This window comes from Roseicyclus marinus, from assembly GCF_030163795.1.
Taxonomy (GTDB): domain Bacteria; phylum Pseudomonadota; class Alphaproteobacteria; order Rhodobacterales; family Rhodobacteraceae; genus Roseicyclus; species Roseicyclus marinus.
Genome location: NZ_JASJOF010000002.1, coordinates 436,288 through 455,906, shown reverse-complemented (window position 1 = coordinate 455,906; position 19,619 = coordinate 436,288). Strand labels below are relative to the sequence as shown.

Below are 19,619 nucleotides of genomic sequence, written 5' to 3'. Positions count from 1 at the left end.
CGCTCTTCCGATCTAGGCCCCGACCCCGCCGCCGCCCGGCGCGGAGTGACCCGCGATGGCCTTCCAACGCCGCGCCAGCAATCAGATGTCGGGCACGATCTGGCCCGGCTTCGTAGATGCGATCACCTCGCTTTTGATGGTGATGATCTTCGTCCTGTCGATCTTCATGGTGGTGCAATTCGTCCTCTCCGAACAGATCACCAGCCAGGATGACGAACTCAACAGCCTGAACGCTCAACTCAATTCTCTGGCCGAGGCGCTGGGGCTGGAGGAAAGCCGCGCCGCGGCCCTCGAAAGCCGGGTCGCCACCCTCACCGGATCGCTCGCCAGCGCCGAGGAACAGCTTAGCGCGCAGCAATCCCTCATCGCCTCGCTCACCGATCAAACCAATGCGCAGGCCGCGCGCATCGCCGATTTCGAGGCGCAGGTTGCCTCCCTGATCGCCGCCAACACCGATCTGACGGCCGAACGCGATGCCACGGCGGCCGAACTTGCCGAAAGCCTCGACGCGGCCGAGGCCTTGCGCCTGGCGCTCGCCACTGCGCGGGCCGAGATCGACAGCGCCGCCGAGGAGGCGCGCCTTGCCGCTGCCCGCCGCGAGGCGCTCGAGGCTCTGATCGCCGACCTTCAGGCAGACAGCGCCGCACAGGCCGACACGATCGCGAGCCTCGAAACGCAGATTTCCGAACAGGAAGCCGCCCGCCTCGTCGATGCCGCCGCCGCCGAGGCGTTGCGCGCGCGGCTTGAAAACGCCGATGCCGAACTGACCGCGATGACCCTCGCGCTCGAAGAACAGCGCCGCCGGGCCGAGGAAACCCTGACCCTCCTTGCCGCCGCCCGCGCCGCCGAGGAAGACATGGCCGCCCGTCTGGCCGCCACTCTGCAGACCGAGACCGTGGATCCGGCCGAGCTCGACACGCTGCGCGCCGATCTGGCCGCGGCGCTGGCCGCGCGCCTTGCCGCCGAAACCGACCGTGACACCGCCCTGACCGAGGCCGAACAGCGCGCCATCCTTCTGGCGCAGGCCAATGCCGAACTGGATCGCGCCGAAGCCGCCTCCGCCGAAAGCGCGCGGCAGGTGGCGCTCCTGAACGAACAAGTGGCCGCGCTTCGGACGCAGTTGAACGGGCTTCAGTCGCTGCTCGACGACAGCGCCGCCCGCGATGCCGAGGCCGAAATCCAGATCGCCACCCTGGGTGCGCAACTCAACCAGGCACTGGCGCGCGTGGCGCAGGAGCAGCGCGCGCTCGCCGCCGAACAGGCCCGCGTGGCCGAACTCGAAGCCGCAGAAGCCGCCCGCCTCGCCGCCGAAGCCGAGGAGCTGGAACGCTACCGCTCCGAATTCTTCGGCCGTCTGCGCGATCTTCTGGAGGGGCGCGAGGGCGTCCGGATCGAAGGCGACCGGTTCGTCTTTTCCTCCGAGGTGCTCTTTGATCTGGGCTCCGCCGATCTGGCCCCCGAAGGGCTGGATCAGATCCGCAGCGTCGCTGGCCTCCTCTCCGAAGTGGCGGCGGACATTCCAGACGGCATCGACTGGATCCTGCGCGTCGACGGCCATACCGACAACCAGCAGATGCGCCCCGGCGGCGCCTTCGGCTCGAACTGGGAACTCAGTCAGGCGCGTGCGCTGTCGGTCGTTCTCTTCATGGCCGAGGAGCTGGGTTTCCCGCCGGATCGGCTGGCCGCGACAGGCTTTGGCGAATACAGCCCGATCGCCGACAACGACACGCCCGACGGCCGCGCCCAGAACCGCCGGATCGAACTGAAACTGACCGAACGCTAGGGCATGTCGCGCAAAAGTGGGAACCGGTTTTGCGCTCCAAGAACATGCGCATTCAAAAGGTTAGCGAGTGGCGCGTGACTGCGAATGAACGTGACCATCTCTAGGGCGTGACCAGCACCGCCGTTGCCGTGCGGTCGATCTCTGTCCCGTCGCGCAGCAGCACGACCTCGCCTTGGTAAATCCCTGGTGGCCACCCGCCATCCGGACTGCGACGACCGCTGGCGCGGAACAATTGCGCCTGCGTCCGTTCCAGCACCACGTCCTGCGCATGAACCTGCCCGCCCTCGGCATCCGCGATCCGGAGCGTCACGACATCGCCCGCGCGACCGCCATGGACAAAGCCCCAGATCACCAGCGCCTCACCCCGCGCGGGGATCGCGCCAGTATCGGCCCGGCCCGCCGCGATATCGGCCAGCTCGGGGATGGCGGCGGCAAAGCCTGCCGACAAGATGCCGCCGCCCGGATTTGCCAAAGGCTCCGCCCATAGGCTTGCGGGCGGCGCATCGCAGCTGTCCGCCGTCTCCGCATCGAACGGGTCGATCACCCGCCCCTCGTGCCGCACGATGAATTCCAGATGGGGAAATTCCGTCTGCCCGGAATATCCGATCAGCCCCAGGGGCGCGCCCGCCGCCACCGCCTGTCCCTCCCGCACGAAGATCGAGCCTTCCATCAGGTGGCAATATTGCGTCTCCCACCCGCCCGGATGGGTGACCGCCACGCCGTTGCCGCAGCCCTGACCGTCTTGCATGGTCGCCGTGCCGCCATCGGGCACCCCGTCCCGCAGGCCCCGCACCACGCCATCGGCCGCCGCGATGACCGCCACACCGGCCGCCATCGCCTCCAGATCGGCGGTTCGGATATCCGTCCCGGTATGCCCGTCATAGCTTTGCGGCCCGCAATCAAAGGCGCGCGCCCCGGGGCTGGGATCATGGTCCACGAATTGTTGCAGGAAACAGGTCTCGCCCAGCGTGCAATCGACGGGAAACAGCAGGGCAGGGGCCTCTTGCGCCGCGACGGGCAGGGCGATGGCCACGATCAGCGCCGCGGCAGAACAGGCTAGGGGAACGGGACGATGCATGGCGATGGTTACTCTGGGCGATGGATACAATCCGCGTTCGTCACGCGGCGCAGGAAAAAGGCCCGGCCCATTTCGGGACCGGGCCTCTTTGGTCGAACCTTCCGGGCCAAGCAGGCCGGATCAATCCGCCGTCAGAAGCGGCGGCTTCTTGGACCCGATGCGCGGACGCCCCGGTTCCTCGATCCGCAGGTCGATCTTGCCATCCTTGACGCCGACCTTGACGTTGCCGCCCTTGGCCAGCTTGCCGAACAGCAGTTCCTCGGCCAGCGGCTTCTTGATGTGCTCCTGGATCACGCGGCCCAGCGGGCGCGCGCCCATCCGGTCGTCGTAACCCTTGTCGCCCAGCCACTCGGCGGCGGGACGGGTCAGTTCGATGGTCACGTTGCGATCCATCAACTGCGCTTCGAGCTGAAGGACGAACTTTTCCACCACCTGCAAGATCACCTCTTTCGGCAGCGCGCCGAAGGAGATGACGGCATCCAGCCGGTTACGGAATTCCGGCGTGAACGTCCGTTCGATCGCCGCCGTATCCTCACCCTCGCGCTTGTCGCGGCCAAAGCCGATGGCGGCTTTCTGCATGTCGGCCGCGCCAGCATTCGAGGTCATGATCAAGATCACGTTGCGGAAATCGACCTTGCGCCCGTTGTGATCGGTCAGCGTGCCGTGGTCCATCACCTGCAACAGGATGTTGAACACATCCGGATGCGCCTTCTCGATCTCGTCAAGCAGCAGCACGCAATGCGGATGCTGGTCGATCCCGTCGGTCAAAAGCCCGCCTTGGTCAAAGCCGACATAGCCCGGAGGTGCACCGATCAGGCGCGAGACCGCGTGTTTCTCCATGTATTCCGACATGTCGAAGCGCAGCAGTTCCACGCCCAACGTATCGGCCAGCTGCTTGGCGACTTCCGTCTTGCCGACACCCGTGGGGCCCGCGAACAGGTAGTTGCCGATGGGCTTTTCGGGTTCCCGCAGGCCCGCACGCGCCAGCTTGATCGACGAAGACAAGGCCTCGATCGCGGCATCTTGGCCGAAAACCACGCGCTTGAGCGAGACTTCCAGATCCTTGAGAACCTCGGCATCGTCCTTGCTGACGTTCTTGGGGGGGATGCGGGCGATCTTGGCCACGACCTCCTCGATCTCCTTGGCGCCGATGGTCTTGCGCCGCTTGGACTCAGCCACAAGATGCTGTGCCGCACCCGCTTCGTCGATCACGTCGATCGCCTTGTCGGGCAGCTTGCGGTCGTTGATGTAGCGCGCGCTCAATTCCACCGCCGTCTTGATCGCATCGGCGGTGTATTTGACGCTGTGGTGATCCTCGAAATAGGGCTTCAACCCTTTGAGGATCTTGATCGCATCCTCGACCGAAGGCTCGTTCACGTCGATTTTCTGGAACCGGCGCGACAGCGCGCGGTCCTTTTCGAAGTGCTGGCGGAATTCCTTGTAGGTCGTGGAGCCCATGCAGCGCAGCTTGCCGCCCTGAAGCGCGGGCTTGAGCAGGTTGGAGGCATCCATCGCACCGCCGCTCGTCGCACCTGCGCCGATCACCGTGTGGATCTCGTCGATGAACAGGATCGCGTCGGGGTGCTCCTCCAGTTCCTTGACCACGGCTTTCAGCCGCTCCTCGAAATCGCCGCGATAGCGGGTGCCCGCCAGAAGCGCGCCCATGTCGAGCGAAAAGATCGTGGAATTGGCCAGAACCTCAGGGGTTTCACCCTCGACGATCTTCTTGGCCAGACCTTCGGCGATGGCCGTCTTGCCCACGCCGGGGTCGCCCACCAGCAGCGGGTTGTTCTTGCGGCGGCGGCACAGCACCTGAATGCAGCGTTCCACCTCGTGGGCGCGACCGATCAGCGGGTCGATATCGCCCTTGCGCGACTTGGCGTTCAGATCGACGCAGTATTTAGCCAGCGCCGATTCCTTGGCCTCCCCGCCCTCGGCCCCGCCATTGGGGGCGGTGCGGTTTTCCTCCTCGGGATCGGTCGCGCCGGTCACGGGGCGGCTTTCGCCATAGGACGGGTCCTTGGCCACGCCATGGGCGATGAAATTCACCGCGTCATACCGGGTCATGTCCTGCTCTTGCAGGAAATAGGCCGCGTTCGATTCGCGCTCGGCAAAAATGGCGACCAGCACGTTCGCGCCCGTCACCTCCGTCCGGCCCGAAGACTGGACATGGATCGCCGCGCGCTGGATCACGCGCTGGAAGGCCGCCGTCGGCACCGCCTCCGAGCCGTCGATATCCGTCTCCAGCGTCGACAGATCGTCGTCGATGAAGGCGGTCAGCGTCTCGCGCAGCGCGTCGATGTCGACCGAACAGGCCAGCATCACCTTGCGCGCCTCGGGTTCGTCGATCAGCGCAAGCAGCAGATGCTCCAGCGTTGCAAGTTCGTGGCGGCGCGCATTTGCGTTGGCCAGCGCCGCGTGAATGGCCTGCTCAAGTGTTGTCGAAAAAGACGGCACCAGCGTGCTCCTTTCCTCGTGCATCGGGTGGGCTTGTGCCTCACGCCGATCATGGCCTCATATCCTTAAGCTTTGCTTTCTCCGGGCGTCTTTCAAGGAGAATTTGCTCAAGGTCTCGTGTGCCGTCGCGGTCTGGGCCTCTATACCTTGGCCGCGGGGCGGTTGCCTAAATTTTGGGCAGTTGTTCGGTCCATCTTCAAAACGCATCCTTCAAGCTTCGGATGCGCGCAAAGACAGAGGAGGGATCGGCGCCCGCCATGTCTAGGCGGCGGGCGATGGTGGGGTCTGCGGCGCGCAGGAACGGGTTGGTCGCCAATTCCTCGGCCAGCGTGGAGGGGACAGTGGGGCGGTTCGCGCGACGCGCCTCCTCGATCCCTTCCTTCCGAGAGATAAGCGCCGGATTGTCAGGATCAATGGTGATCGCGAACCGCGCGTTGCCTTCGGTGTATTCATGGCCCGAACAGACCAGCGTTTCAGGGGGCAGGGCGGCCAGTTTCGACAAGCTCTCCCACATCTGGTCCGGCGTCCCCTCAAACAGCCGCCCGCATCCCAGCGCCATCAGGCTGTCGGCCGTGAAAACCGCCTGTGCCTGCGGGAAATGATAGGCGACATGCCCGATTGTATGCCCCGACACGTCGATCACGTGCCCCGTCAGCCCGCCGATGGTCACGCTGTCGCCTTCGACCAGCGCCTGATCCAGCGCGGGCAACCGATGGGCATCGGCCGCGGCCCCCCAGACCTTTGCACCGGTGGCGCCGCGCAGGGCCTCCACCCCGTCGACATGGTCCCAGTGGTGATGGGTGATCACGATATCGCTCAGCGTCCAGCCCCGCTCGGCCAGCGCCGCCTCGATCGGCCCGGCGTCGGGCACGTCGAACACCGCCACGGCCCCGGTCGCGGGATCGTGCAGCAAAAAGGCGTAATTGTCCTTGAGGCAGGGAACGGTGACGATTTCGGGCTGGGTCGCGGTCTCGGGCATGGATATTCCGTCTCGGTTCCGTAATGCTGCGGGGGTGCCACCCTCGCGCACCTAACGACCTAGTGCAATGCATCTCGACGTCACCGACCTGCGCCAATTCTATTACCGGACCCGGCTGGGCCGGATCGCGCAAAAGGCGATCCGCGACCGGATGCTGGCGCTCTGGCCCGAGGCGCAGGGACAAACAGTGGTGGGTTTCGGTTTCGCCGTGCCGCTCCTGCGCCCCTATCTTGCGGATGCGCGGCGCGTCGTGGGTCTCATGCCCGCCGAACAGGGCGTCATGCCGTGGCCCGCCGGGATGGAGAATGTCTCCACCCTCTGCCGCGAGGGGCAGTGGCCGCTCCAGACCGGGGTGGCCGACCGCATCGTCTGCCTGCATGGGCTGGAAACCTCTGAACACCCCTCCGAAGTGCTCGAGGAATGCAAGCGTGTGCTGGGCCCAGGTGGCAAGGCGCTCTTCATCGTGCCCAACCGCTCGGGCCTCTGGGCGCGCCGCGACGCGACGCCCTTCGGCTTTGGCCGCCCCTATTCGCTGGGCCAACTCGAGGCGCAGATGAAACGCCACGACTTCATGCCCGAACGCCATGCCGCGGCCCTCTTCGCGCCGCCCTCCCAGCACCGCTTTTGGCTGCGCTCGGCGGAACTGGTGGAACGGCTCGGTGCAACCATGTCGAGCTATTACGCAGGCGGCGTGATCTTGCTCGAGGTGTCCAAACGCGTCTACGCCCCCACCCGTCCCGGCCTTGCCGAACGGGTCCGCCAGCCGCTCAAGGTGCTGGAGGGCGCGCCGGCCCCCGCGGGGGCCAGCCGAAGGGGCGGGCGGGTTTAGAGCATGTCGCGCAAAATTGGGAACCGGTTTTGCGCTCCCCGGACATGCGACATCAAAAGGTTGGAGAGCGGCGCGTGACTGCGGAGGAACGCGCCGCGCTCTAGCCGACCGGGACAGGCTGGAAGACCGTGCTTGGCGTCACCGTCTCGCCCTGCAGCACGGCGGAATACATCCCCAATCCGGCCCCTTGGAATTGCGGCGGCGCCACGCGCGTGTCTATTGGATTTGCCGGGTCGCTCAGATCGACGCTGCCCCCGGGAACCACGGCCAACAAATGCATGCATGCCGCATTGTAGTATTGCGCCAGCGATAGTGAGCCCCCCGGGCCCATCACTTGGTCGGGGGTGACGTCGAACCCCAGCGTGTAGATGATGTGATGGACATAATCGGTCACGCCCGCGCCGCGGTCGATTTCATAGCTGATGACGATGCTGTTGATGGGGTCGATATCGATCACATCCTCGGGGCCCGCCCGGATCACCGGAACCTCGTCATAGCGCTGTGCAAAGCCGGGGAAGGTGTCGATGTTGATGAGGTCGGCATCGGTGTCGTCGTTCGTGATGATCGTGTCGTTCAGCCCGGCGGTGATCGTATCCTCGCCTGCACCGCCGATGATCGTGATCGCCGTCGTGTCGACCTGCGGATGCACGATCACATCGGCAAATTCGCTGCCCATGACCACGTCGCCCTCGTCCGGCGTGAGGAACACCGTCTCAGGCGAATTGTCCGTGCCCTGCGAGAAACTTTCTACACTGGTGCGGGGATCGACGATCCCCTCGGGGCCTTCGACCTGCTCGGAGACAACTGAATTGGTGATCATCTGGTAAAGCAGCTCGCGATCATCGGTCAGTTCGAACCATTCGATATCGCGATTGGCCGTGATTTCGGGCATGCGGTCGCCGTCGACGAACTGGATTTGGTCGTCATCGTCGAGAAATTCCCACATGAAGGGCTCCAGGAAACTCCTCTCGCCAAGGTCCCATTGTTGCACAAGCTCGACGCCGATGGCTGCGAAAAAATCTGCGCGGTCAGGCGTGATCCCCGCTGCGATGTTGGCATCGCGGAATGACTGCCAGTCAAAGCCGTTGGCCGCCGCTTCGAAATCAACATCCTCAGGGACCAGAACAAGCGTCAGGCCGAAGTATTCGGCGCTCGAACAGGGGTCACCAAATCGATTGATTTCACCGGTCTCCAAAAAAGCCATCAGACGCCCTTGTGCCTCGGGGGCGACGGTAACGTTGGTGTCACCGGTGACTGGGTCGGTCTGCAGCGTGAACAGGGGTTGGGCTTCGGATCGCTCCTCCGGTTCTAGTTCGGGCTCCGGCTCTAGCGCGGACTCCGGCTCTGGATCGGACTCCGGTTCCGGCACATCTTGCTGGATCTCTTCCTCGGGTGGGCTGTCGCCATCATCCCCAATGATCGCCATCGCCGCGAGGCTTGCGACCATCATCAAACCGATAATCGTAAACATTTACTCGTTCCGCACAAAAACACTGAACTGATAATACGTGAAATCTGCCATTTTCTGAAGGCAAAAGGCGGGTGGCCTGATCCGTTTGGCCGGTGCCACGGGGCGCAAGGCGGGCAATGGGGCAGGATTCACCGATCCATGCCAGCGGCGCGCCGCTGCACTGCCGCGTCAGAATCGTCGTGCCCCTGCGCGAATGGGCCGCCGCCAAATCGCCGCAGCCTTGCCACCGAGTGTCGCACCAACTGTGCCCACGGGGCCGCGTCCTTGTTTTCTTGGGGCTTCCGATGCTGCCGCCCCGATCCTATCGCGGTTGCAGCATGGCGGGGGCTCTGCTACATGGCGGGCGATTTATGGGGAAACGGCTGCCATCCGCTGCCGATGAAGACCAACCCGGAGGCGTCGCCGCGCTCTGTCCGGGATAGCTGCATGATGAAAGGGTGGACGTGAGCGAACCTGCTTCAATCTCGACCGGCATCGCCGCGCGTTACGCGACCGCGTTGTTCGACCTGGCCAAGGAGGAAGGCGCGCTTGGCCCCCTCGAATCCGATGTCGCCGCCCTAGAGGCCGCATTGGCCGAAAGCGCTGACCTGCGCGACCTGATCGCCTCGCCGATCTACGGCCGCGACGTGGCCACCGCCGCCATCGGCAAGGTGGCCGATGCGATGGGCATGAACGCGATCACCGGCAACACGCTGCGCCTGATGGCGCAAAAGCGCCGCCTCTTCGTTCTGCCCGCGCTCCTCGTCGCGCTGCGCGCCCGCATCGCGGACCACAAGGGCGAGATCAGCGCTGAAGTCGTCTCGGCCAAGGCCCTGACCAAGGCGCAGTCGGACAAGCTTTCCAAGGTGCTCAAGGCCGCAACCGGCCGCGAGGTGAACCTGAAATCGACCGTCGATGAAAGCCTCATCGGCGGTCTTGTCGTCAAGGTTGGCTCCACCATGATCGATACCTCGATCAAGGCAAAGCTCAACGCACTCCAGAACACGATGAAAGAGGTCGGTTAACATGGCGATCCAAGCTGCAGAAATCTCTGCGATCCTTAAGGACCAGATCAAGAATTTCGGACAGGACGCCGAAGTGGCCGAAGTGGGCCGCGTGCTGTCGGTCGGCGACGGGATCGCCCGCGTCTATGGCCTCGACAACGTGCAGGCCGGCGAGATGGTGGAATTCCCCGGTGGCATCCGCGGCATGGCGCTGAACCTCGAAACCGACAACGTCGGCGTCGTGATCTTCGGCTCCGACCGCGACATCAAGGAAGGCGACACCGTCAAGCGCACCAAGTCCATCGTGGACGTCCCCGCCGGTGACGCGCTTCTGGGCCGCGTTGTCGACGGTCTGGGCAACCCGATCGACGGCAAGGGCGAGATCAAGGCTTCCGAGCGTCGCATCGCCGACGTGAAGGCTCCGGGCATCATCCCGCGCAAATCGGTGCACGAGCCCATGGCGACCGGCATCAAGGCCATCGACGCCATGATCCCGATCGGCCGCGGCCAGCGCGAACTGATCATCGGCGACCGTCAGACCGGCAAGACCGCCGTGGCGCTCGACACGATCCTGAACCAGAAATCCTACAACGACGCCGCAGGCGACGACGAAAGCAAGAAGCTCTACTGCGTCTACGTCGCCGTCGGCCAGAAGCGCTCGACCGTGGCCCAGCTGGTGAAGAAGCTCGAGGAATCGGGCGCGCTCGAATACACGATCGTTGTGGCAGCCACCGCATCCGACCCCGCGCCGATGCAGTTCCTCGCGCCCTATGCCGCGACCGCGATGGCGGAATATTTCCGCGACAACGGCCGCCATGCGCTCATCATCTACGATGACCTCTCCAAGCAGGCCGTCGCCTACCGCCAGATGTCGCTCCTGCTGCGCCGCCCGCCGGGCCGCGAAGCTTATCCGGGCGACGTGTTCTACCTCCACTCCCGCCTGCTGGAGCGTTCGGCCAAGCTGAACGAGGACAATGGCGCAGGCTCGCTGACGGCACTTCCCGTCATCGAAACGCAGGGCGGCGACGTGTCGGCCTTCATCCCGACCAACGTGATCTCGATCACCGACGGCCAGATCTTCCTCGAGACCGAATTGTTCTTCCAGGGCATCCGCCCCGCCGTGAACACCGGTCTGTCGGTGTCGCGCGTGGGCTCCTCCGCCCAGACCAAGGCGATGTCCTCGGTCGCGGGTCCGGTGAAACTGTCGCTCGCCCAGTACCGCGAGATGGCGGCCTTCGCCCAGTTCGGCTCCGACCTCGACGCGTCGACCCAACAGCTCCTGAACCGTGGCGCGCGCCTGACCGAGATGATGAAGCAGCCGCAGTACTCGCCGCTGACCAACGCCGAGATCGTGACCATGATCTTCGCGGGCACCAACGGCTATCTCGACAAGCTGCCCGTCTCCGAGGTTGGCCGTTTCGAGGCTGCGCTGCTGCAATTCATGCGCACCAAGAAGGCCGATGTGCTGGAGTGGATCACCAAGAGCGACCCCAAGATCAAGGGTGCCGATGCCGAGAAACTGAAGGCTGCCATCGACGAATTCGCCGCCGATTTCGCCTGAGGGGTCTGACAGATGCCCAATCTCAAGGACCTCAAGAACAGGATCGCGTCGGTCAAATCGACCCGCAAGATCACAAAGGCGATGCAAATGGTCGCCGCCGCGAAACTGCGCCGGGCGCAGGACGCGGCGGAGGCTGCCCGCCCCTATGCCGAAAAGATGGAGGCCGTCATGGGCGGCCTCGCCAAATCCGTCGGCAATTCCGAGGGCGCGCCGCGCCTTTTGGCGGGGACCGGCAAATCCGACGTTCATCTCCTCGTGGTGATGACGGCGGAACGCGGCCTGTGCGGTGGCTTCAACTCCACCATCGTGCGCAAGGCCCGCAGCCATGCCGAAACGCTCCGCGCGCAGGGCAAGACGGTCAAGATCCTGACCGTCGGCAAGAAGGGCCGTGAACAGCTCAAGCGCGACCACGCCGACAAATTCGTCGGTCACGTCGACCTGTCCGATGTCAAGCGGCTGGGCTATGCCGATGCCGCCCGCATCGCCACGGATGTTCTGGGCCGCTTCGACGCGGGCGAATTCGATGTCGCCACGATCTTCTTCAACCGCTTCCAGTCGGTGATCAGCCAGGTGCCCACGGCCACCCAGATCATCCCGGCACAATTCGACGCGGTCGAGGAAACGGACGACAGCGGGTCGGTCTACGATTACGAACCCTCCGAAGAGGCCGTTCTCGAAGACCTGCTGCCGCGTGGCGTCGCCACCCAGATCTTCACCGCGCTGCTCGAAAACGCCGCCTCGGAACAGGGCGCGCGGATGTCCGCGATGGACAACGCGACCCGCAACGCCGGCGACATGATCGAGCGCCTCACCATCGAATACAACCGTTCGCGTCAGGCCGTCATTACCAACGAGCTGATCGAAATCATCTCGGGCGCCGAAGCGCTCTAAGAACCGGAGACACGACATGGCAAATGCAGTCGGAAAAATCACCCAGGTCATCGGCGCCGTCGTCGACGTGCAGTTCGGCGATCACCTGCCCGAGATCCTCAACGCGCTTGAAACCGACAACGGCGGCAAGCGCCTCGTGCTCGAAGTTGCCCAGCACCTGGGCGAAGGCACCGTGCGCACCATCGCGATGGACGCGACCGAAGGCCTCGTGCGCGGTCAGGAAGTCAAGGACACCGGCGGCCCGATCATGGTCCCCGTGGGCAACGCCACCCTTGGTCGCATCCTGAACGTCGTCGGCGAACCCGTGGACGAAGGCGGCCCGGTCGAGGCCGAGGAATACCGCGCCATCCACCAGCCCGCCCCCGAATTCAACGACCAGTCGACCGAGTCCGAGATCCTCGTGACCGGCATCAAGGTCGTCGACCTGCTCGCCCCCTATTCCAAGGGCGGCAAGATCGGCCTCTTCGGCGGCGCCGGCGTGGGCAAGACGGTTCTCATCATGGAACTGATCAACAACATCGCCAAGGTGCACTCGGGCTACTCGGTCTTCGCAGGCGTGGGTGAACGCACCCGCGAAGGCAACGACCTCTATCACGAGATGATCGAATCGAACGTGATCAAGCCCGACAACCTGACGGAATCGCAGGTGGCGCTGGTCTACGGCCAGATGAACGAGCCTCCGGGCGCGCGCGCGCGCGTCGCTCTGACCGGCCTGACGCTTGCCGAACAGTTCCGCGACCAGTCCGGCACCGACGTTTTGTTCTTCGTCGACAACATCTTCCGCTTCACCCAGGCGGGTTCCGAGGTGTCGGCGCTTCTGGGCCGCATCCCTTCGGCCGTGGGCTACCAGCCGACGCTCGCCACCGACATGGGCCAGATGCAGGAACGCATCACCTCGACCAAGCAGGGCTCGATCACCTCGATCCAGGCCGTCTACGTTCCCGCGGACGACCTTACCGACCCCGCACCGGCCACCACCTTCGCCCACCTCGACGCCACGACCGTTCTGTCGCGCGCGATCTCGGAACTGGGCATCTACCCGGCCGTGGACCCGCTCGATAGCTCCTCGCGCCTCATGGATCCCAAGATCCTCGGCGAAGAGCACTACAAGGTCGCCCGCGACGTTCAGGGCATCCTGCAGCGCTACAAGTCGCTTCAGGACATCATCGCCATCCTCGGGATGGACGAACTGTCCGAAGAGGACAAGCTGACCGTGGCCCGCGCCCGCAAGATCCAGCGCTTCCTGTCGCAGCCCTTCGACGTGGCCAAGGTCTTCACCGGCTCCGACGGTGTGCAGGTTCCGCTCGATGTCACCATCGCCTCCTTCAAGGCCGTGGTCGCGGGTGAATACGACCACCTCCCCGAAGGCGCCTTCTACATGGTCGGCGGCATCGACGAGGTGATCGCCAAGGCCGAACGCATGGCGGCAGACGCCGCGTAACGCATCGGGGGCGGCGGCCGTCTTGCGGGCCTGACCCGCAAGGTCGCTGCCGTCCACCCTCTGCCATCAAGGAGAGCCGCGAATGGCTGCCAAGTTGCAATTCGATCTGGTCTCGCCCGAACGCCGGCTGGCCTCGGTCGCGGTCGAAGGGGTGCAGATCCCCGGCACCGACGGGGACATGACCGCGATGGCGGATCACGCACCGATGATCACGACGCTGCGTCCCGGCGTGCTCCGTCTCGACGGGGCCGAGGGCGGGGCTGAAACCGCCTATTTCGTTACCGGCGGTTTCGCCGATGTGGCGGGGCCGACGGTGACCGTTCTGGCCGAACAGGCGCTCCCGGTCAGCGAAGTCACCGCCGAGGTGATCGACGGTTTCATCGCCGATGCCCGCGCCGCCCATGAAAAGGCGCTGTCCGCAGGCGATGGTGCCACCACCAACGCCGATGCGACGGCCAAACTGGTCGCCGACATGGAGGCCGCCCGCGGTCTCATCCTCGGCTGAACTTGCCCAGCGTCGCACAAGATAGGCCCCCGCACGCCGCTGCGGGGGCCTTTTTCGTGGCCATCCGTCACAACTTTCCCGCATCTCGCCACGCTGCTGCCGCAAAATCCGCCCATGATCCGGGGCCAAGGCAATTGGAGCGGACGGCAGGATGAAACGCCTGACCCACCACCAGATCGGCGCGGATCAGGGCTCTGTCCTGTTGTTCAGCGATTTCGCGGACAATGGCCCGATGTGGACAGGCGACGGCCCGCGCGAAAAACGCGTCGCGGTCACGTTTTCCGAACCTTTCCGGTCCCCACCCATGGTCCATGTCGGGATCTCGATGTGGGATATGGACGGCGACACCAACCAGCGCGCCGACCTGCGCGCCGAGGCCGTCACGGTCACCGGCTTCCAGCTTGTCTTTCGCACATGGGGCGACAGCCGCGTCGCCCGCATCCGGGCCGATTGGATGGCACTGGGCGAACTCAAGGCCGAGGATGATTGGGATCTCTACTGACGACCAATCCGCGCCGTGCCGCCATCAACCCCGGCGCAGCGCCCCCTCAGACCCACCACCGCCAAGCGTCCGACCGACCACCGGCCAAGGCGCGCGTTACCGCCCCCACATGCCCTTGGGGTAAAGCCCCTCGTAAATCGGCACCAGCGTCTGCGTATCGAAGAGAGACGACACGCTCGTCCCGTTCCAGATGTTCAGGATGGCTTGCGCGAACATCGGCGCGGTCGGCACGATGCGGATATTGGCGCAGGCCCGCGCGGCGGCAGGCGCCTCGATCGTATCGGTGATCACCAGCGTCTTAAGCACCGACCCGCTCACCCGCTCCACCGCAGGGCCCGACAGGACGCCATGGGTCGTATAGGCATGAACCTCCGTCGCGCCCGCCTCCATCAGCACTTCGGCCGCCTTGCACAGCGTGCCCGCCGTGTCGCACATGTCATCCACGATCAGGCATTTGTGCCCCGCCACATCCCCGATCACCGTCATCCCCGCGACCTCGCCCGCCTTCTCGCGGCGCTTGTCCACGATGGCGAGCGGCGCGCCGATCCGGGTGGCCAGTTCCCGCGCGCGGGCCACGCCTCCCACATCGGGCGACACCACCATCACATCGGACATGTCGCCATTGAACTGGTGCAGGATATCCAGTGCAAAGATCGGCGAAGCATAGAGGTTGTCCACCGGGATATCGAAGAACCCCTGGATCTGCGCCGCATGAAGATCCATCGTCAGAATCCGCTCGATCCCCGCCGTGACCATCATGTTGGCCACCAGCTTGGACGAAATCGGCGTGCGCGCCTTGGTCCGCCGATCCTGCCGCGCATAGCCGAAATAGGGGATCACGGCCGTGATCCGCGCCGCACTCGACCGGCGCAGCGCATCGGTGATGATCAACAACTCCATCAGGTTGTCATTGGCCGGCTTGGACGTCGGCTGGATGATGAACATGTCCTCGCCGCGGACATTCTCGAACACCTCGACAAAGATCTCGCCGTCGTTGAACCGTTCGACCCGCGCATCGACCAGCCCCACCTGCATCCCCCGATGCATCGACATCCGCCGCGAAATTGCGTTCGCCAGCGTCAGGTTCGCGTTCCCGGAAATCAGTTTCGGGTCTTGTGCAGGCATGGTGCGATGTCCTTTTGGCAGCAGGTTCCGCGCCTGTCCCCGTGCGCGGAATATTGACACCCCCTAACACCCGTCTAGGCTCCGCGCAAAGCCGAAAAGGGAGGCGGCCACCATGGCCCATATCGAATATTTCTTCTCCACCGTGTCGCCCTACACCTATCTCGCGGGTCTCCGGATGGAGGAGGTGGCCGCCCGCCACGATGCCACCATCACCTACAGGCCGATGGACCTGACCGGCGGCATCTTCCCCCGCACCGGCGGCGTGGCGGTCAAGGAACGCCATCCCGCCCGCCTCGATTACCGGCTTCAGGAACTGCGCCGCCAATCCGCCAAATACGGCCTGCCCCTCGATCTCGACCCGCCCTATCGCGCAATCAACCCTGCGCCTTCGTCCTATGCCTTCATCGCGGCGATCCGCGCGGGCGGCGGCAATCTGGGCCAGCTTGTCCATGAATTCACCGCCGCCGTCTGGCGCGACAAACGCGATATCGCCGAGGATGACGTGATCGCCGATTGCTTCGCCGCCGCCGGCTTCGACCGGGGGCTGGCGGGCATGGGAATGCTTGCAGGCGCCGAGGATTACGTCCGCAACACCGAGGACGCCATCGCCAAGGGCGTCTTCGGCGCACCCTTCTACATCGTCGACGGGTCCGAGAAATTTTGGGGTCAGGACCGGATCGAGGATCTGGATCTCTTCCTCGCCGGGAAATTGTGACGGCCTACGCGCGCCACTGGGGGCAGGGGGGTGAGCCTGCACTCCTCCTTCATTGTTCGCTCGCCCATTCCGGTGCGTGGGATGGCATGGCCCGCGCGCTGGCGGACCGCCTGACGCTGACCGCCCCCGATCTTGTCGGCCACGGGCGCGGGCCTGCACCCGACCCCGCGCGCGACTACCACGATCAGGCGACCGAGGCGGCCTTGGCCCATCTGCCTGATCACCCGACCCACCTGATCGGCCACAGCTTCGGCGCGACCGTCGCGCTGCGCCTCGCCCTGGATCATCCCGACCGCGTGGCAAGCCTGACGCTGATCGAACCCGTCCTGTTCGCCGCCGCGCGGGGCGGCCCCGGCTGGGCCGCGCATGTCGCGGGGATGGCGGGTGTCGGCCTGCGCCTCGACGCCGGGGATGCACAGGGCGCGACGCGCGACTTCCTTGCGCAATGGGGCGGGGGGGTGCCGCTCGACGCTATGCCAAAGACCCAACAGGCCTACATGATCGACCGGATCTGGGTCGTGCCCGCCAGCAGCCCCGCGCTCGAAGACGACAGCGCCCGCCTCCTGCCGCGTCTCGGGCAACTCGCCTGCCCGGTCCTGTTGATCGAAGGGGCGGCCTCCCCCCCCGTCATCGCCGAAATCCAGTCAGGCTTGGCCGCCGCGATCCCGCAGGCACGCCGCGCCATCATCCCGGGCGCGGGCCATATGGTCCCCATCACCCATGCAGGGCCCGTCGCGCAGGAAATCCGGCACCTTCTGGGGTGAGGTGGCGGAACCCTCGGTTTTCCGTCTTGGAAACCTCGAGGTTTCCAAACCGTTTTCCCCGGGGAAAACGCTACCCCGCCCAAGCCTCCAGAAGACGGTCCACATCCTCCGACGTCTTGGCCCAGTCGCAAACGATCCGGCAGCGCAACGGCGCATCGCCCGGCCCGTCCTCCACCGTCCCGCCAAAGGTGTAATATTGCGCCCCGGTGGCAAAGGCGCGGGCATGGGCCGCGCGCGGCACCTCGAAAAAGGCAAGATTGCCCGCCACCGGATGGCACAGATGCGCCCCTTCCACCCGCGCCAGACCCTGCACCAGCTGCGCCATCCGCGCATTGGCGGCCTTGGCCATCTCCAGCCACAACCCGCCTTCGCAATAGGCCACCATCTGCGAAGACAGATACCGATGCTTGGAAAACAGATGCCCGCCGCGCTTGCGCCTCAACTCCAGTTCCCGCCTGTGCGCGGCGTCGAAGAACACGACCGCCTCAACGCCCATGCAGCCATTCTTGGTGCCGCCGAAACTCACGGCATCCACACCCGCCTTCCACGTCATCTCCGCCGGGCTGCACCCGAGCGCCGCGCAGGCATTGGCGAACCGCGCGCCATCCAGATGCACCGCCAGACCATGCGCGTGGGCGACAGCCGTGATCGCCCGGATTTCGTTCAGCGTATAGACCGTCCCGCGCTCGGTGATATTGGTGATCGTCACCGGCCCGGGCTGTGCGCCATGCACGCCACGCGCCTTGCATTGCAGAATCGCCGCCTCCAGCGCCTCGGGCGTGAATTTCGCATCCGCCCCGTCGATCAGGATCGTCTTGGCCCCGGAATAGAAATCCGGCGCGCCGCATTCATCCTCCTCGACATGGGCAATCCGGTGACAAAAGACGCCATCCCAAGGCTTCGCCAGACAGGCCAGCGCCAGTGCATTGGCCACGCTCCCCGTCGCCACGAATTCCACCGCAGCCTCCGGCGCCTCGAACAGGTCGCGCACGGCCGCCCGCGCGGCTTCGGTCGTGGGATCATTGCCATAGGGCATGGCATAGCCGTCATTGGCCCCTGCCACCGCCGCCATGATCGCCGGATGCACCGGCCCGGTATTGTCGCTGGCGAACATCATGTGCCCGGCTCCTCGATGATGTAATCTTCCCAATCTTCCTCGGGCACCTCGAATTCCGGCACCGTCAGGCCACGCATGCTCACACCCGCCTCATGCACGCTCTCGGGATCGCCCGACACCAGCGGATGCCACCAGAAAAGCGGCTTGCCCTCGTGGATCAGCCGATAGGCGCAGGTCGCGGGCATGAAATAGGCCACATCCTTCATCGTCGCGGGCGTCAACTGGATGCATTCGGGAACCAGCGTCTTGCGGATCGCATATTGCCCGCAGCGGCAGCTTTGATCGTCAAGCAACCGGCAGGCCACGCGCGTCAGCGCGACCTCGCCCGTCTCCTCGTCCTCGAGCTTGTTGAGACAGCACTTTCCGCAGCCGTCGCACAGCGCCTCCCATTCCTCGGGCGTCATCTTCTCGGGGCGCACCCGTTCCCAGAACCGCTCTCTCATGTCCGCGCCAGCGCCTCGCGCGCGGCGGCACTGTCGCGGTCCATCTGCGCGATCAGCGCGGGCAACCCGTCAAAGGCCATCTCGCCCCTGAGCCATTCCACCAGCCCGACCGACAGCTGCCGCCCATAAAGGTCGCCCTTGAAATCAAAGAGGAAGGTCTCGAGGTTCGGCGTCTCCCTCGCGAACATCGGCCTTATGCCAAGGTTGGCCACCCCGCGATAGGTGCCTTTGTGCGGCCCCTCCAGCACATCGACCAGAACCGCGTAAACGCCCAGCTTGGGCACATGCAGCCCCTCCAGTGCCATGTTCGCCGTCGGATAGCCCAGTTCCCGCCCGCGCTTGTCGCCATGCAGGACCGGCCCTTCGATCCGGTGCCAGTGGCCCAGCATGGCGGCGGCATCGCGCGGCCGCCCCTCGCTCAACGCCGCCCGGATCGCGGTCGAGGATACCGCCCCATCGCCGCCTTCCAGCAGCAGGTCGGCCACCGTCACATCGAACCCGTAGCGCGCGCCGAAATCGCGCAGCATCGCCGCCGTTCCGGTCCGTCCCTTGCCGAAACAGAAATCCGCCCCCACGACGACATGGGACAGGCCCAATCCTCCCGCCAGCACGTCGCGCGCGAAATCCTCTGCCGACAGCCCCGCCAGATGCCGGTCAAAGGGCAGTTCGGCGAGGATCTCGACGCCGAGCTTTTCCAGCCGATGCGCCCGCGCGCTGGCGTTCATCAGGCGAAAGGCCGGAGCATCAGGCGCGAAATAGGCGCGCGGATGCGGTTCGAAGGTCACGACGCCCAAGGGCACGCCCGGTCGCCGGGCCAGGTCGATGACATGGCGATGGCCGCGATGCACCCCGTCGAAATTCCCGATCGCGGCGGATGCGCCGCGGTCCTCGGGACGGGTGTACTGGGGGTCGTGCAGGATGCGCATGGCAAGACGGGTAGCCGCCCCCGCGCCGATGCGCAAGCAGCCCGCGCCG

18 protein-coding genes are annotated in these 19,619 nt (G+C 65.3%); 10 read left to right on the top strand and 8 right to left on the bottom strand.

Annotated features, from left to right (window positions below; genetic code table 11):
• Nucleotides 1–55 precede the first annotated feature (55 nt).
• Nucleotides 56–1,783: a peptidoglycan -binding protein gene (locus QQK63_RS05020; RefSeq protein ID WP_277826919.1), complete on the top strand. Its 1,728-nt coding sequence runs from the start codon at nucleotides 56–58 to the stop codon at nucleotides 1,781–1,783.
• A 100-nt stretch (nucleotides 1,784–1,883) separates the two neighbouring features.
• Here QQK63_RS05020 and QQK63_RS05015 read toward each other — a convergent pair whose 3' ends face one another.
• From QQK63_RS05015 to gloB, 3 genes are all read right to left on the bottom strand, one after another.
• Nucleotides 1,884–2,861, bottom strand: coding sequence for a M23 family metallopeptidase (locus tag QQK63_RS05015; protein ID WP_277826922.1), 978 nt, complete (start codon nucleotides 2,859–2,861; stop codon nucleotides 1,884–1,886).
• A 120-nt stretch (nucleotides 2,862–2,981) separates the two neighbouring features.
• On the bottom strand, nucleotides 2,982–5,318 hold the full coding sequence (gene clpA / locus QQK63_RS05010; RefSeq protein WP_277826924.1) for an ATP-dependent Clp protease ATP-binding subunit ClpA: 2,337 nt from the start codon (nucleotides 5,316–5,318) through the stop codon (nucleotides 2,982–2,984).
• A gap of 196 nt (nucleotides 5,319–5,514) precedes the next feature.
• Nucleotides 5,515–6,297 (bottom strand): hydroxyacylglutathione hydrolase, encoded by a 783-nt coding sequence (gene gloB, locus QQK63_RS05005; protein ID WP_277826926.1) that lies wholly within the window; start codon nucleotides 6,295–6,297, stop codon nucleotides 5,515–5,517.
• Between the two features lie 67 nt (nucleotides 6,298–6,364).
• Between gloB and QQK63_RS05000 the strand changes: the two genes are divergently transcribed.
• Nucleotides 6,365–7,126, top strand: a complete 762-nt coding sequence (locus QQK63_RS05000) for a class I SAM-dependent methyltransferase (RefSeq protein ID WP_277826928.1) — start codon at nucleotides 6,365–6,367, stop codon at nucleotides 7,124–7,126.
• Nucleotides 7,127–7,226: 100 nt separating this feature from the next.
• Here the strand turns inward: QQK63_RS05000 and QQK63_RS04995 are convergent, their stop codons facing one another.
• Nucleotides 7,227–8,597 (bottom strand): hypothetical protein, encoded by a 1,371-nt coding sequence (locus QQK63_RS04995; protein ID WP_277826930.1) that lies wholly within the window; start codon nucleotides 8,595–8,597, stop codon nucleotides 7,227–7,229.
• 443 nt (nucleotides 8,598–9,040) lie between these two features.
• Between QQK63_RS04995 and QQK63_RS04990 the strand changes: the two genes are divergently transcribed.
• The 6 genes from QQK63_RS04990 to QQK63_RS04965 all read left to right on the top strand — a co-directional run bounded on the left by QQK63_RS04990 (nucleotide 9,041) and on the right by QQK63_RS04965 (nucleotide 14,480).
• Complete coding sequence (locus QQK63_RS04990; protein WP_277826932.1) at nucleotides 9,041–9,601, top strand: F0F1 ATP synthase subunit delta; 561 nt, start codon at nucleotides 9,041–9,043, stop codon at nucleotides 9,599–9,601.
• A gap of 1 nt (nucleotide 9,602) precedes the next feature.
• A complete protein-coding gene (gene atpA, locus QQK63_RS04985; RefSeq protein ID WP_277826934.1) occupies nucleotides 9,603–11,141 on the top strand; it encodes a F0F1 ATP synthase subunit alpha in 1,539 nt (512 codons plus the stop codon).
• Between the two features lie 12 nt (nucleotides 11,142–11,153).
• Nucleotides 11,154–12,032: a F0F1 ATP synthase subunit gamma gene (locus QQK63_RS04980; protein WP_277826936.1), complete on the top strand. Its 879-nt coding sequence runs from the start codon at nucleotides 11,154–11,156 to the stop codon at nucleotides 12,030–12,032.
• 16 nt (nucleotides 12,033–12,048) lie between these two features.
• Nucleotides 12,049–13,473, top strand: a complete 1,425-nt coding sequence (atpD, locus tag QQK63_RS04975) for a F0F1 ATP synthase subunit beta (RefSeq protein ID WP_277826938.1) — start codon at nucleotides 12,049–12,051, stop codon at nucleotides 13,471–13,473.
• A gap of 82 nt (nucleotides 13,474–13,555) precedes the next feature.
• Nucleotides 13,556–13,978, top strand: a complete 423-nt coding sequence (locus QQK63_RS04970) for a F0F1 ATP synthase subunit epsilon (RefSeq protein ID WP_277826940.1) — start codon at nucleotides 13,556–13,558, stop codon at nucleotides 13,976–13,978.
• Nucleotides 13,979–14,129: 151 nt separating this feature from the next.
• Nucleotides 14,130–14,480, top strand: coding sequence for an H-type lectin domain-containing protein (locus QQK63_RS04965; protein ID WP_277826942.1), 351 nt, complete (start codon nucleotides 14,130–14,132; stop codon nucleotides 14,478–14,480).
• A 96-nt stretch (nucleotides 14,481–14,576) separates the two neighbouring features.
• Here the strand turns inward: QQK63_RS04965 and QQK63_RS04960 are convergent, their stop codons facing one another.
• On the bottom strand, nucleotides 14,577–15,605 hold the full coding sequence (locus tag QQK63_RS04960; RefSeq protein ID WP_277826944.1) for a ribose-phosphate pyrophosphokinase: 1,029 nt from the start codon (nucleotides 15,603–15,605) through the stop codon (nucleotides 14,577–14,579).
• A gap of 112 nt (nucleotides 15,606–15,717) precedes the next feature.
• Between QQK63_RS04960 and QQK63_RS04955 the strand changes: the two genes are divergently transcribed.
• On the top strand, nucleotides 15,718–16,320 hold the full coding sequence (locus tag QQK63_RS04955) for a 2-hydroxychromene-2-carboxylate isomerase (protein WP_277826946.1): 603 nt from the start codon (nucleotides 15,718–15,720) through the stop codon (nucleotides 16,318–16,320).
• Entirely contained in the window at nucleotides 16,317–17,084 is a 768-nt protein-coding gene (locus tag QQK63_RS04950) for an alpha/beta fold hydrolase (protein ID WP_277826948.1), read from the top strand. Before QQK63_RS04955 ends, QQK63_RS04950 begins: the two co-directional genes overlap by 4 nt.
• A gap of 70 nt (nucleotides 17,085–17,154) precedes the next feature.
• Here QQK63_RS04950 and QQK63_RS04945 read toward each other — a convergent pair whose 3' ends face one another.
• The 3 genes from QQK63_RS04945 to QQK63_RS04935 are packed head-to-tail and all read right to left on the bottom strand — an operon-like array spanning nucleotide 17,155 to nucleotide 19,570.
• The gene (locus tag QQK63_RS04945) at nucleotides 17,155–18,201 is read right to left on the bottom strand and encodes a threonine aldolase family protein (protein ID WP_277826950.1); all 1,047 of its coding nucleotides are present in this window, start codon (nucleotides 18,199–18,201) and stop codon (nucleotides 17,155–17,157) included.
• Complete coding sequence (locus tag QQK63_RS04940) at nucleotides 18,198–18,644, bottom strand: YcgN family cysteine cluster protein (RefSeq protein ID WP_277826952.1); 447 nt, start codon at nucleotides 18,642–18,644, stop codon at nucleotides 18,198–18,200. The genes QQK63_RS04945 and QQK63_RS04940 overlap by 4 nt, the downstream gene beginning before the upstream one ends.
• Nucleotides 18,641–19,570 carry a bifunctional riboflavin kinase/FAD synthetase gene (locus tag QQK63_RS04935; protein WP_277827804.1) on the bottom strand — a complete coding sequence of 310 codons (930 nt, stop codon included), beginning with the start codon at nucleotides 19,568–19,570 and terminating at the stop codon, nucleotides 18,641–18,643. Before QQK63_RS04935 ends, QQK63_RS04940 begins: the two co-directional genes overlap by 4 nt.
• Nucleotides 19,571–19,619: the final 49 nt, after the last annotated feature.